Origin of the sequence: Paucisalibacillus globulus DSM 18846, from assembly GCF_000482485.1 — a bacterium.
Taxonomy (GTDB): domain Bacteria; phylum Bacillota; class Bacilli; order Bacillales; family Amphibacillaceae; genus Ornithinibacillus; species Ornithinibacillus globulus.
In genome coordinates, this window is the sequence record NZ_AXVK01000035.1 from 1 (window position 1) to 12,988 (window position 12,988).

General features: G+C 34.2%; 14 protein-coding genes. 1 reads left to right on the forward strand and 13 read right to left on the reverse strand.

Annotated features, from left to right (window positions below):
• Positions 1–167: 167 nt before the first annotated feature.
• The 6 genes from tlp to K332_RS0111240 all read right to left on the reverse strand — a co-directional run bounded on the left by tlp (position 168) and on the right by K332_RS0111240 (position 6,718).
• A complete protein-coding gene (gene tlp, locus K332_RS0111215) occupies positions 168–392 on the reverse strand; it encodes a small acid-soluble spore protein Tlp (protein ID WP_026907532.1) in 225 nt (74 codons plus the stop codon).
• A 152-nt stretch (positions 393–544) separates the two neighbouring features.
• Positions 545–691 carry an FbpB family small basic protein gene (locus K332_RS23610; RefSeq protein WP_156914183.1) on the reverse strand — a complete coding sequence of 49 codons (147 nt, stop codon included), beginning with the start codon at positions 689–691 and terminating at the stop codon, positions 545–547.
• A 77-nt stretch (positions 692–768) separates the two neighbouring features.
• Positions 769–1,365, reverse strand: coding sequence for a TlpA family protein disulfide reductase (locus K332_RS0111225; RefSeq protein WP_026907533.1), 597 nt, complete (start codon positions 1,363–1,365; stop codon positions 769–771).
• A gap of 129 nt (positions 1,366–1,494) precedes the next feature.
• Complete coding sequence (locus K332_RS0111230; RefSeq protein ID WP_026907534.1) at positions 1,495–2,007, reverse strand: GNAT family N-acetyltransferase; 513 nt, start codon at positions 2,005–2,007, stop codon at positions 1,495–1,497.
• 628 nt (positions 2,008–2,635) lie between these two features.
• Positions 2,636–5,347, reverse strand: coding sequence for an aconitate hydratase AcnA (acnA, locus tag K332_RS0111235; RefSeq protein ID WP_026907535.1), 2,712 nt, complete (start codon positions 5,345–5,347; stop codon positions 2,636–2,638).
• Between the two features lie 243 nt (positions 5,348–5,590).
• Complete coding sequence (locus K332_RS0111240) at positions 5,591–6,718, reverse strand: ATP-binding protein (RefSeq protein ID WP_026907536.1); 1,128 nt, start codon at positions 6,716–6,718, stop codon at positions 5,591–5,593.
• Positions 6,719–6,971: 253 nt separating this feature from the next.
• Between K332_RS0111240 and K332_RS0111245 the strand changes: the two genes are divergently transcribed.
• Positions 6,972–7,436: a DUF2621 family protein gene (locus K332_RS0111245; RefSeq protein WP_036688740.1), complete on the forward strand. Its 465-nt coding sequence runs from the start codon at positions 6,972–6,974 to the stop codon at positions 7,434–7,436.
• Positions 7,437–7,654: 218 nt separating this feature from the next.
• Here K332_RS0111245 and K332_RS0111250 read toward each other — a convergent pair whose 3' ends face one another.
• From K332_RS0111250 to tkt, 7 genes are all read right to left on the reverse strand, one after another.
• Positions 7,655–8,134: a CcdC family protein gene (locus K332_RS0111250; RefSeq protein WP_026907538.1), complete on the reverse strand. Its 480-nt coding sequence runs from the start codon at positions 8,132–8,134 to the stop codon at positions 7,655–7,657.
• A 25-nt stretch (positions 8,135–8,159) separates the two neighbouring features.
• Positions 8,160–8,531, reverse strand: a complete 372-nt coding sequence (locus K332_RS0111255; RefSeq protein WP_026907539.1) for a response regulator — start codon at positions 8,529–8,531, stop codon at positions 8,160–8,162.
• Positions 8,532–8,561: 30 nt separating this feature from the next.
• Positions 8,562–8,993 carry a Na(+)/H(+) antiporter subunit B gene (locus K332_RS0111260; RefSeq protein ID WP_026907540.1) on the reverse strand — a complete coding sequence of 144 codons (432 nt, stop codon included), beginning with the start codon at positions 8,991–8,993 and terminating at the stop codon, positions 8,562–8,564.
• A gap of 54 nt (positions 8,994–9,047) precedes the next feature.
• Positions 9,048–9,752, reverse strand: a complete 705-nt coding sequence (locus K332_RS0111265) for a cytochrome c biogenesis CcdA family protein (protein WP_026907541.1) — start codon at positions 9,750–9,752, stop codon at positions 9,048–9,050.
• 164 nt (positions 9,753–9,916) lie between these two features.
• Complete coding sequence (locus K332_RS0111270) at positions 9,917–10,138, reverse strand: YneF family protein (RefSeq protein ID WP_026907542.1); 222 nt, start codon at positions 10,136–10,138, stop codon at positions 9,917–9,919.
• Between the two features lie 50 nt (positions 10,139–10,188).
• The gene (gene sirA, locus K332_RS0111275; protein WP_026907543.1) at positions 10,189–10,635 is read right to left on the reverse strand and encodes a sporulation inhibitor of replication protein SirA; all 447 of its coding nucleotides are present in this window, start codon (positions 10,633–10,635) and stop codon (positions 10,189–10,191) included.
• Between the two features lie 272 nt (positions 10,636–10,907).
• Positions 10,908–12,905, reverse strand: coding sequence for a transketolase (tkt, locus tag K332_RS0111280; RefSeq protein ID WP_026907544.1), 1,998 nt, complete (start codon positions 12,903–12,905; stop codon positions 10,908–10,910).
• Between the last annotated feature and the right edge of the window lie 83 nt (positions 12,906–12,988).

Consider the following 12,988-nt stretch of genomic DNA (forward strand, 5'->3'; position numbering starts at 1 on the left):
GAGTATTCTGCCGGAGCGGTAGCATAGCAGTTCATCCACTCCATTCATTAAATTCGAACGGCAATATACAGTATTTACCGCGCAGTTTATACAAACAGTGATGAACTATACTGAAGGAACCAGTAAAAAACCTCAAATCTTTTATAGATTTGAGGTTAAAATTCTTCTTATTGGTTACCTGATTCATCTTTAATTTCTGCCTGAAATCCTTGTATGGCTTCCTCACGACGTTTGTTTTTCTCTGCAATATTTTGTTTTTCCTCACCTGAAGAAAATTGCATTGTTTCATTAGCTGCTTCTATATTTTCAACTGTATCATCAATCATATCTTGTAGTTTTTCCGCATTATCACTACGGTCGTCAGGTTTTGGTGTATGTTGTTTTTCTGTCATTTGAATTCCTCCTTTTTTATCCAAACATCATTGTTATTCTTTGAATTTCCATCGTAACTATACAGAAAAAAATGTGAGGAAAGTGGAAAAGCCTCCAAAAGATGTAATAAAATGGTTACATCTTTTGGAGGCTTTTGTAATACACATAATCATCATGCTTCCTTACGTTTTGACAATAGTTCTTTTGCTCTTTTTTCTAGATTATCCTCAATACGGTCCAATACTGCCCTGTCTTCTAAAATTTGCTGACGATTGGCTTGAACCAACTCTTCAAATGAATGTCGTTTCTTTAAAGAAATGGTAATCACCCCTTTTATTATAGAAGTATTACCATTTCCCTCTTTTTTTATAATAATTTTTGCAAAATTATAATCGTTTAATTTAACGCGTTGATTGTGTCAATCATAAAATCATATGTCATTGGGCCTAAATAGCGAGTTTGAACTTTTCCCTCTGTATCGATAAAGTAGGATGTTGGTATCGTAGCTACTCGATACATTTGGTCTGTAACACTCATGTCTGCATCTAATGCTATAGGAAATGTATAGCCATTCTCATCAATAAAATCACGTACGACCTGTTCATTTCTTTCTGAATCTGTAGCATTAATTGCAATTATATTAATTTCATCACCATACTCTTTATATAATTGTTCAAGCTCGGGCATTTCCTTTTTACATGGACCACACCATGATGCCCAGAAATTAATTAGAACCTTCTCACCTTTTAAATCGGACAGTTTTACCATTTCACCATCAAGAAGTGGTAATTCAAAATCGGGTGCTTGATCTCCTTCTTTTATTCCAACTGCACCAGGAGAAACAATTTGTACACCATCAACTGAAGTATCTCCTGTTACATCTACCATATTTTGTCCGGATGTCTCTTCCTTTTTATTTATATTAACTATGTTAATTACCAATACTACTCCTAGAACCGTTAAAATACCTATTCCTAAGATCTTTTTAATCATCCTGTTTGTGCTCCCTATTAATACGTATTTGTCATCTATAGTTATAGTATACAATCTTAAGTGTATTAATAAAGAAAAAAAACCAGAAAGTCAAAGAGATGTCACAAAATGCTAACTAATTATCAATTCTCATTTCCACTCTTCCTTTAAAATAGCATAATATAACTCATCCCACCATTCACTTCCAACAGGAATACACTTTTTGAAAAATCCCTCTTTTCTCATTCCAATCTTCTCCATTATCCGGTATGATGGAATATTCTCAGGTTGACAAGTAGCAACTATTCGATGTAAATTCATAACTTTAAAACCAAAATGTAAGACAGCCTGTGCTGCCTCAGAAGCATAACCTTTATTTTGATAGCGTGGATTAAATACCCAACCAATTTCATAAGTGTGCTCACCGAAATACTTGTGAAAAATAATATGTCCGATTAGAATATTTCCATCTAATAATATAACAGGAAAATTCTTTGCATTTTTTCCATTATTTTTATTTACAAACTCTTTTGCTTCTGCTTTTGTAAAAATTCCTTCTGGTATATATTTCATTACAATTGCATTAGCAGTATATTCATAAACAGCTTCCCAGTCTTCAATTTTAAATTCACGGATTAATAACCTATTTGTTCTTATATTCATTGATTTATCTCCCGCTCAAAATACTAATTCCATTTTCATTTTTTACATCCTATTGAGTTCTTATTAATTTAGTACATTTGATAACTGACTTCAATCATTGTATCCCTAAAATCAATTAAATAGATTTTTATTGATAGATAAATAAGTAGTGATTAATAAAACTAACATTGCAATCACTAGAACAGTTGTTTCATTAGGATAGTTAATAAAACTATGGACAACTACTAACAACCCTAATGGTAGAAAAAATATTCCTCCAGCGATTTTTCCAAGTAAGGATTTATTTTTAATGTTTTTTCATTAAATTCAGCCAATAGCCACCATGTATGAAATAAATAATAAAGCAATACCAATTATTAATAATCCGTAGTCCATCTTTGACCTCCTAAGACAGAATGTAGATTTCATACTATAGTTACGATTTTAGATTAAAATAGTTCCCTTTTCTTTCTTAAATTTATTCGGTTTAGTTACAACAATTTTTATAGGCTGGAGTGAAGCATTCTTTGCTAATGACAGGAATATTGGCATTCAAGCTTTAGGTACATTTACCAAAAATAAAGAGTGATGAAACGTATTGGTTTCATCACTCTTTTTAAACTTTTTTCTATATACGAGAACAAATGAATTATTTAGCTAATTTATTACGTAATACCATTTGTAAGATACCACCATGACGGTAGTAATCAATTTCAACTTCACTATCAAAGCGAACTACTGCTTTAAACTCAGTTGTTTTACCTTTTTCATCGGTTGCAGTTACTTTAACTAAGTCATGTGGTTTCACGTCTTCACCAATCTCAAGGTTAAATGATTCTTTACCACTCAGGCCTAATTTTTCAGCACTTTGACCTTTTTCGAATTCTAGAGGTAATACACCCATCATAACTAGGTTCGAACGGTGAATACGTTCGAAGCTTTCAGCAATTACCATCTTGATTCCAAGAAGATTTGTACCTTTAGCAGCCCAGTCACGAGAAGATCCCATACCATAGTCTTTACCAGCTAAAATCGCTAAGCCAGTGCCTTCTTCTTGATACTTCATTGCCGCATCATAGATTGGCATCACTTCGCCAGTTGGCCAGTAAGTTGTGTAACCACCTTCTGTACCTGGAGCAATTTGGTTACGGATACGGATATTTGCAAATGTACCACGCATCATAACTTCATGGTTTCCACGACGAGATCCATAAGAGTTGAAGTTTCGTGGTGAAACTCCTTTATCTTGAAGGTAAAGTCCTGCTGGCATATCCTTCGCAATTGCACCAGCTGGTGAAATGTGGTCTGTTGTTACAGAATCACCGAATTTACCAATAACTCGTAAGTTATTAAGTGCTTCTACTTTACCAGGTTCTTTTGACAACCCTTCAAAGTATGGTGGGTTTTGAATGTACGTTGATTCATTATCCCACTCAAATATTGGTTCATCTGTTGTATTAATTTCATTCCATTTATCGTTAGAGCTGAATACATTTTCATACTCTTTACGGAAGATTTCTGGATTAACTACACGATTGACTTCATTTTTGATTTCTTCCATTGATGGCCAAATATCATTTAAGTAAATTGGCTCACCATCAGCATCTGTACCAAGTGCATCTTTCGCTAAGTCAACATCCACAGTTCCTGCAAGTGCATATGCAACCACTAGTGGTGGTGAAGCAAGATAATTTGCTTTTACAAATGGATGGATACGGCCTTCAAAGTTACGGTTTCCGGAAAGAACCGATGAAACTGTTAAGTCATTCTTAGCAATTGCTTCTTCGATTTCAGGAAGAAGTGGTCCTGAGTTACCGATACATGTTGTACATCCGTACCCTACTAAGCTAAATCCTAGTTTATCAAGATATGGCATTAAGCCAGCATCTTCTAGGTAACGTGTAACAACTTTAGAACCAGGTGCTAAAGAAGTTTTAACAAATGCAGGTACTTCTAATCCTTTTTCAACCGCTTTCTTAGCAAGTAATCCTGCACCTAACATTACATAAGGGTTAGAAGTATTCGTACAAGACGTAATTGCCGCAATCGCAAGTGAACCTGTCTTCATAGCGGTTTCTTTTCCGTTAGAAAGTTTTATAGTTACTTCTTTATTAAATTCTGATTTGTCTAGACCAAAACCTTGATTCCCTTGAGGCGCAGTAATTGCTTTTTTAAACTCTTTTTGCATTTTAGAAAGAGGAATCAAGTCTTGTGGACGTTTAGGTCCAGATAAGTTTGGTTCTAATTCTGATAGATTAATTTCTACAACTTTAGTATATTCCGGATCCTTTGTATCTGGAGAATACCATAGGTCATTTTCTTTACTATACTTTTCAACTAATTGAATATGGTCCTCACTACGACCAGTTAGGCGTAAATAGTTAAGTGCCTCTTCATCTACAGGGAAGAAACCACAAGTTGCACCATATTCTGGAGCCATGTTTGAAATAGTAGCACGATCAGCAAGTGGCATATCTGCAAGACCTGGTCCGAAATATTCAACGAATTTACCAACTACATTTTGCGCGCGTAATACTTGAGTAACTTTAAGTGCTAGGTCAGTGGCTGTAGTTCCTTGAGGGAAGCTACCAGTGAATTTAACACCAATTACCTCTGGTTGTGGAAAATAAGATGGTTGACCAAGCATTCCAGCTTCTGCTTCAATCCCACCAACACCCCAACCTAGTACTCCTAGGCCGTTAATCATTGTCGTATGTGAGTCTGTACCAACTAATGTATCAGGGAATGCATCATATTCACCGTTTTCATTTTCCAACTCATGAACTACACTTGCAATGTACTCCAGGTTAACTTGGTGTACAATACCAGTTGCTGGAGGAACTGCGCGATAGTTTTTAAAAGCCTTTTGTGCCCAGTGTAAGAATTCATAACGTTCCCCATTACGCTTGAACTCTAAATCCATATTAGCTTGTAATGCGCTTGGAGTACCGTATTGGTCTACTTGCACAGAATGGTCAATAACTAGATCCACTGGTACTTCCGGGTTGATTTCCTCTGCCTTACCCCCTAAATCAACCATTGCTTTACGTAGGGAAGCAAGGTCAACAACTGCAGGTACACCGGTGAAGTCCTGTAAGATAACTCGAGAAGGTTTGAATGGTACATCCACTCCAACACCATCTTTTGTGCCCCATTTTGTTAACGCTTTTACATGTTCATCATTAATTACTCGGCCATCATATTGACGAACTAAAGATTCTAACAAAACACGTATAGAAAATGGTAGTCTATCAATTTTTCCTAGGCCAGCTTCTTCTAAAGCTTTTAATTCATAATAGTTGTAGGTTTTACCATTAAGGTCGAATTTCTTTTTTGCATTGAATGCAATATTCTCTCCCACTTGAAAAAACCCCTTTCTGTTTTTTTTCAAGAATTGGAACATTTGCTAGTAAATTCAATTAATTATTCTAGTAGGCGTTTCCAATTTCTATTAGTTTTACACATATTCATCTTAAATGAAAATCGAGCATAAAACAATTGTTTCATACTCGATTAACTATACAAAAAACTTATTCAAGGTGATAAGTTTTACTTATATGCATGTATTTATTATTTCTCCACTTAATTATATGTATAGTATGTATTAGTTCAGTTTCGGAAAAATAATTCGGAATGTGCTACCTTTTACTTTATTTTGTAGTATTTCAAGCTTTGCATTATGTCTTTCTAATAATTGCTTTGTAATCATTAATCCCAAGCCGGTTCCCTGTTGTTTGGTAGTAAAGAATGGTTCACCCAATTTATGTATAACTTCCTCATCTATTCCTGGACCCTCATCAGTTATGTCAATTCTTACCTCAAATTCTAAATTCATAATTGAAACTTTTATCTTCCCGGCTTCTTCCATTGCTTCGATAGCATTTTTTATAATGTTTATTAATACTTGTTTAATCTGAGATCTATCACAATATATAAAAAGATTATCCCCAACCGTTTCTAAAAATATATTTTTTAACTTGGCTTGGGGTTTTAGTAATTCCGTCACATCTTGAATCATTTGTAAGATAGATTCCTGTTTTTTGTTATCTGTTAATGGTTTAGATATAAACAATAGTTCTGAAGTGATAGTTTCCATCTTTTCAATCTCATCTATCATAATTTTATAATAAACATCTTTACGGTTTACCCCAGCTTGTAACAATTGAAGAAAACCTTTTATCGATGTTAATGGATTTCTAATTTCATGTGCAATTCCTGCAGCTAACTGACCAGCAATGGACATTTTCTCCGAACGAATCATCATCTCTTCCGTTTCTTTCTTCTCCGTGATATCGTGGACGCTGGCAACATAGTATTCTTGTTCAATCGATGGATCTTTTAATTTCGCAATCTTACATTCACACCATATGTATTTCTTTTCAAAATTTAATATATGTAAGTTAAATGTCTGGTTTGTGTATGATTCTCGATTAAACTCTTTTTTTATATATTGAACATCTTCATGAAAAACTAAGTCATGGTAAAATTCACCAACTAGCTCTTCCGCTTTAAAGCCAAGTACCCGTTCTACAGCCGGTGAGAAATACAGGCTATATCCTTTTTCATCCCAAACCGAGAAAAAGTCACTACTATTCTCTCCAATCCAATTTACAATTGTATCAGGTAAATTTACTAGACTAGAGTTATTAGATTTCGCAAAAACTTTTTCTAAAGGGCTGATCTTAACTGACGAAACAGGTTCTACATTATTTTTATTTGTTTCTTTCCCCATTGAATCCGCCCCTTTATTACAAATTCGTACATTTTCTTAGCTTAATAATACTATATGTTGAATGATATACAAATATGAATCTTGTTTAAAAACAAAACTATAATTATAATAATAGTAGCATAGATAAAAGTTAAAAGTAATGGTTTATCAGAATTATTTTAACTCTTCAATAGTTAAATTACAGCATTGTTACATATAATTCAACTAAATTGTTGACTATTTTATGTAAACAAATTGAAAAAAGGTGGATATTATGTCATATATGATAGTATTTTGGGGATTTTTCATGATCAGCCTGATGACAATTGGTGGTTATTTCATGTTTCGTAAATTCCTTAAACAAATCCCGAAAGCAGATGGGAAATCTACTATGGATTGGGAAGTACATTATCTTGAGAAATCCAAACATATGTGGGGAGAGAAAGAAAAAGAACTGCTTGAAGAATTAGTCTCCCCCGTCCCAGAGTTATTTCGTGACGTGGCAAGGCAAAAAATTGCTAGTAAAATAGGACAAGTTGCTTTAGAAAAAGGTATGTTAACTATTAATCAAGATGTTTTAATTGAAGGATACATTTTAGCCACACCTAAGCGCGACCATAATTTTTTAAGAAAAAAGTTAAAAGAAAAACAAATAGATGTATTGCCTTATGAACCGTTGTTTAAACTATCTAAGGAAGATTACCGAACAAATTGGCAAGCCCAATATAAGAAAAACTAAACAACAAAAGCGGAAATACCCGGTTAGCGACGTATGGACTGCGCCTGGCCATACCAGGTGGGTCAACGTTGCCACGCAAAGTGCCGGCTTTAGTTAACCATTCCTACCCAGGAGATAAAGGAAACACGATGAACGAAGAGAATCGATGTTGACTTATCGTGTCATGAGGTGATGGTAGTCCGTTAGTCATTAGGTGAGCTGGACGTGAAAAGGTGCCCTCAGGATGATGAAGGCACCTTTAATTGTCTTTCTAGTTGTTTATATTTAAATAACATTGCTATTCTCCAACTAACTAGCATACCAAAGGCTAACAGAAAGAACATTCCACTAGTTTCACCTAGTGTTATTGTACTACCTATAATGAGTTTAAGAACCATTCTTATTATTAAAAGACCTACTAAAATAAGCGCAAATGCTTTAGAAGGAATCAAATAGATTTTATCTCTACGAATCTCAAATTTCGACGTCTTAATTAAAAAGAATGAAAAAAGTACCCCAATTAATAATGCCTCTAATACTTGCATCCACTGTACACGAAACTCTGGGAAAACAAACATGAATGCACCAGTACTCATGAATAATGGTGGTAATATAATACTCTTTACAGAAGCTGGTCTTTTGGAAGCTTTAAGTCGTACGATTATCATCAGTGAAGCCATAAAAAAGGCTACAATTGTACTTGCTATAATCCAAAACATAGTAACACTCTTTTCAGTCTAATGTTTAACTAGTAATATATGATAATACACGTTCCACAGTTTCTAATACACGATGTTCATCAAACGGCTTTACAATAAAATCTTTTGCTCCAAGCTCAATTGCATCTACAACCACTTTTTGATGACCCATAGCAGAGCATACAACGATTTGAGCATTTTCATCGAATTTCTTAATTTCTTTCATTGCATCCATACCATTCATAATTGGCATCGTGATATCCATAATTACTAAATCAGGTTTTGTATTTTTAAAAAGTGAAACTGCCTCTTCACCATTTTCAGCTTCTCCCACAATCTCATGATTATCTTTGCTTAAGATTGTATGAAGTGTTGTGCGCATAAATTTTGCATCATCAACAATTAAAATTCTAGCCATTTAACCAATCCCCCACAATCATAAATCTAATTATACTTCTCTATCGTTAGCTATATTAACAATAATTGTTACCGTCACACCGACTACTGTAAGATAAACCCCTAAATCAAATAATGTCGCGGTAGCAAGTTCCACTTCTCCAAAGATTGGAAAAGTAAAATAATCATATGTATGAGATAAAAATGGGACGTTAAATAAAAATGATCCCATACTTGTTAATAATGCAATCAATAACCCTATAGGAATTAAAACACGAAAATCAATAGGAAGAATCTTTTCGACATATTCAATACCATATGCCATATAAAGTAAAACAACAGCAGCCGAAGTGACAAGTCCTCCTACAAATCCACCACCGGGAGAATTATGTCCTGCAAAAAATAAATATAACGAAAACCCTAATAAGAGAAAAGCGATTAACGATGTTGCTGTTTGTAGAATCAAATTATTAGGTTTAATCAATGAATACACGTCCTTATGTAGAATCTTTACATATTATCATAATATAGATTACTACTAAAATCCATAGAAACCTATCCAACCTGCAAGGAAAGCAGTTAGTTTTGTCATCCAATCAAAGAATAATGCGATACCGATAAAAATCATAAAATAACCACCAATTTTTACTAACTTATGGCTATTTCTTTTTATCCAGTTTAATTTACCTACAAAGAATGATAGAACTAGAAATGGTATGGAGAATCCTAATACATAAGAAATCATCATTACCATACCTGATCCCGGGTTAGTTGCAGCTAATGAAATAACTACTGCTAAGATTGGTCCTGTACATGGTGTCCACCCCATTGAAAATGCCATCCCTATTAATACGGAACCAAAAAAACCTGATGGTCGATTTTTGAAAGTGATTTTCTTATCCTTCATTAAGAACTTAAAATTAAAAATTTCTACAATGACTAATCCAAAGAAGATAATGAGTAATGCTCCTACTTGTCTAATAATATCTTGGTACGTTAGCAAAAACTCAGAAACTGCACTTGCTGTAAATCCAATCATGATAAAAATACTTGAAAACCCTATCAAAAAAGAAATAGTATGAAATATACTTTTTCGATTTAACATTTTATTATCATCTTTTATTTCACTAACACTCATGCCGGTAATATAGGATAAGAATGCTGGAAAAAGTGGTAAAACACACGGTGAAACAAAAGACAGAAATCCTGCTCCAAATGCAAGAAACATATTTATTTCAGACATAATTAGCCTCCTGAATTGTTTTACTACCAACATTATATCAGAATGCATTCTGTTACAATCATAATGAATATGACAATATGTTGTCATGAAAAAACCCCTACTATTTATTAGTATGGGGTTAACTACGTGAAATGCTAAAATATGCTAGAAATTAGTTCAGTAAACTATTTGTCCATTTGATTATTCATTGCACGCATCATTTGATTGATTTTCTTCTGAGAAGGCTTTTGACCCATCTGCATCATTAGTGTACGAAGCATTTGCTCATTAATTGGTGGATTCTTTTTTAAATAACTCATCATGTATTTTCTTGCGATAAAAAACCCAAGAGCAACACCAGCGATTAAAGCTGCTATAGCAATAAGTACTACCCAAATTACGTCCATATATCTTTTCCTCCTTCGTGCTGTCTCTTAAACAGTATAGTAAATTAGTTCTAAGAATACAATACTTGTTCAACATTATAACTTGTCCTTACAGGTGAAATCCAACCAAAATTTTCATATTGATTGTCAATAATGAAAATAAATGGATGAAAACGCCTTAAGACTGGAAATAATAAGCTTTCTGCATCCTGTAATGTTTCACAACGAAATTTTATCTGTTTTTCATCAATATGTAAAGAGATAAAACCTTTCTTGTTACCGAGTTCAATATAATCACCGTTTTGTTCTCTATTAAATGTATTATTCGATTGTCTTAATAATTGAGAAGTTAGCGAATACTTAGGGAAGCTTTCTGTAATGAAATTAAATTGTGTTACTAAATCATTTCGAGAATGCTTACTATGATATTCTCTTATAAAACGATATAATATATCACTTTTATAATAATAATGTTTAGCAAATTCTTCTTTAATCCAGTAAATCTTGTATTCTTTCATTTGTAAGAGTCCCTCCCTTTTATTCTATTATACGCATTACAGTAAAAAATAATGTCACTACATGAAATAAAAATTCACTAGTTTTGTCGAAAATTAGACTTTCCAACTCAATACATGTTGCTAACTATTAGAAAAGCTCACATTCGTTCGTCCTTTAACGAATGTGGTAGTTTTTCTTATGTCGGCGGAAAGTTTTTATACTTTCCTATCTACCAAAAAAAGTGGACCATTCGTTTAAAAACTAGAACAGTCCACTTAAAGAAAGTATTTATTTAAATTAATTCTTTAACATTTCTTACTACATTTTCCACAGTAAATCCATATTCCTCAATTAATTTTTCTCCGTTACCTGATGCACCAAATGTATTAATTCCCATGATTTTACCTTCTATTCCTACATAACGTTCCCAGCCAAGCGGTGATCCCATTTCGATTGCTACACGATTCTTGATAGCCTTAGGTAGTACTTGTTCTTTATAGCTTTCATCCTGTGCCTCGAAACGATCCCAGGAAGCAAGACTTACAACTCGAACATCAATACCCTCTTCACGAAGTGTTTTTTGCGCTTCAATCGCTAATTGAACTTCAGATCCTGAAGCAATTAGAATAGCATCTGGTGTTGCTTTCTCCGCATCACTAATGACATATCCTCCACGTTTTACACCTTCATAAGCATGTTCTTTTGTTCCTTCTAATGTTGGTAAATCTTGTCTTGTTAATACAAGCATAGTTGGTTGGTTAGTGGATTCTACCGCAAGTCTCCAAGCAGCTTGTGTTTCATTGCCGTCTGCTGGGCGAATGACAGAAAGATTCGGCATTCCTCTAAATGACGATATATGCTCAATTGGTTCATGTGTAGGGCCATCTTCACCTACTGCTATAGAATCATGTGTAAATACATAGGTTACTGGTGTATTCATTATAGCTGATAAGCGAATGGATGGACGTAAGTAGTCACTAAACACAAAGAAAGTTCCACCATATACTTTTAAGCCGCCATGTAAAGCCATTCCATTCAAAGCTGCACCCATCGCGTGTTCACGAACTCCAAACCAAATATTTTTACCAGCATAGTTATTTCTTGTTAAATCCTCTTCACCAGCAATTGTAGTTTTATTAGATCCTGCTAGGTCAGCACTTCCTCCAATAAAATAAGGAACTGCTTTAGCAATTGCATTTAATACCTCTCCAGATGAAGATCTAGTAGCTACTGATTTACCAACTTCATATTTAGGCAATGTTTCTTCCCAACCATGAGGTAAATCTCCATTTATAGCAGCTTCTAATTGTATCGCATCTTCTGGATACTTATCTTTATATGTTTGGAATAAAGAATTCCATTCCTTTTCTACTTTCTCGCCCTTATCAGCGATTTTTTCTTTGAAATCAGCATAAACATCTTTAGGAACATAAAAATCTTCGTGTCCCCACTTATAGAACTCTTTCGTTAATACAACTTCATTTTTTCCTAGTGGTGATCCGTGTGAAGTAGATGATGCAGATTTATTCGGTGAGCCGTAACCAATTACTGTTTTAATTTCAATAAGTGTAGGTTGTTCCGTATTTTCTTTTGCTGCTTTAATTGCTGATCGAAGTTGTGTTAATTCATTTCCGTCTTCCACACGAATTACTTGCCATCCATAAGCTTTAAAGCGCTCTTCGGTATTATCAGAGAAGGAACGGTTTAAATCTCCATCAAGTGAAATATCATTAGAATCATAAAGAACGACTAACTTTCCTAATCGTAAATGTCCTGCAAGTGACGCAGCCTCATGTGAAATACCTTCCATTAAGTCTCCATCACCAACTAAGGAGTATGTATAGTGATCAATGATAGTTGCATCATCTTTATTAAATTTAGCTGCTAAATGCGCTTCTGCCATCGCCATACCAACTGCCATCGCAATTCCTTGACCAAGTGGTCCAGTGGTTGCCTCCACTCCGTCTGTATGATGTACCTCTGGATGACCAGGTGTTCTTGATCCCCACTGACGGAATTCTTTCACATCATCCATCGTAACATCATAACCAGATAAATGAAGTAAGCTGTATAGAAGCATGGATCCATGACCCGCAGATAAAATAAATCGATCTCGGTTAAACCATTTTGAATTTTTCGGGTTATGATTCATAAAATCTGTCCATAACGTATAAGCCATTGGTGCTGCACCCATCGGCAAACCTGGATGACCAGAGTTTGCATTTTCAATAGCATCAATTGATAATGTGCGAATCGTGTCAATTGATAGCTGTTCTATTGTTTTTGACATGTAAATTAACTCCTTTCGTATTTGCAAGTTATAATACCATGTTTATCTTATAATTATTTTGGTAGGTTAACAAGTAATAGTGT

What these genes read in the sequence shown, in the direction of transcription:
- tlp (WP_026907532.1), bottom strand. Translation starts at nt 392, where the DNA reads ATGACAGAAAAACAACATACACCAAAACCTGACGACCGTAGTGATAAT.
- K332_RS0111225 (WP_026907533.1), bottom strand. Translation starts at nt 1,365, where the DNA reads ATGATTAAAAAGATCTTAGGAATAGGTATTTTAACGGTTCTAGGAGTA.
- K332_RS0111230 (WP_026907534.1), bottom strand. Translation starts at nt 2,007, where the DNA reads ATGAATATAAGAACAAATAGGTTATTAATCCGTGAATTTAAAATTGAA.
- K332_RS0111240 (WP_026907536.1), bottom strand. Translation starts at nt 6,718, where the DNA reads ATGGGGAAAGAAACAAATAAAAATAATGTAGAACCTGTTTCGTCAGTT.
- K332_RS0111245 (WP_036688740.1), top strand. Translation starts at nt 6,972, where the DNA reads ATGTCATATATGATAGTATTTTGGGGATTTTTCATGATCAGCCTGATG.
- K332_RS0111250 (WP_026907538.1), bottom strand. Translation starts at nt 8,134, where the DNA reads ATGTTTTGGATTATAGCAAGTACAATTGTAGCCTTTTTTATGGCTTCA.
- K332_RS0111255 (WP_026907539.1), bottom strand. Translation starts at nt 8,531, where the DNA reads ATGGCTAGAATTTTAATTGTTGATGATGCAAAATTTATGCGCACAACA.
- K332_RS0111265 (WP_026907541.1), bottom strand. Translation starts at nt 9,752, where the DNA reads ATGTCTGAAATAAATATGTTTCTTGCATTTGGAGCAGGATTTCTGTCT.
- K332_RS0111270 (WP_026907542.1), bottom strand. Translation starts at nt 10,138, where the DNA reads ATGGACGTAATTTGGGTAGTACTTATTGCTATAGCAGCTTTAATCGCT.
- sirA (WP_026907543.1), bottom strand. Translation starts at nt 10,635, where the DNA reads ATGAAAGAATACAAGATTTACTGGATTAAAGAAGAATTTGCTAAACAT.
- tkt (WP_026907544.1), bottom strand. Translation starts at nt 12,905, where the DNA reads ATGTCAAAAACAATAGAACAGCTATCAATTGACACGATTCGCACATTA.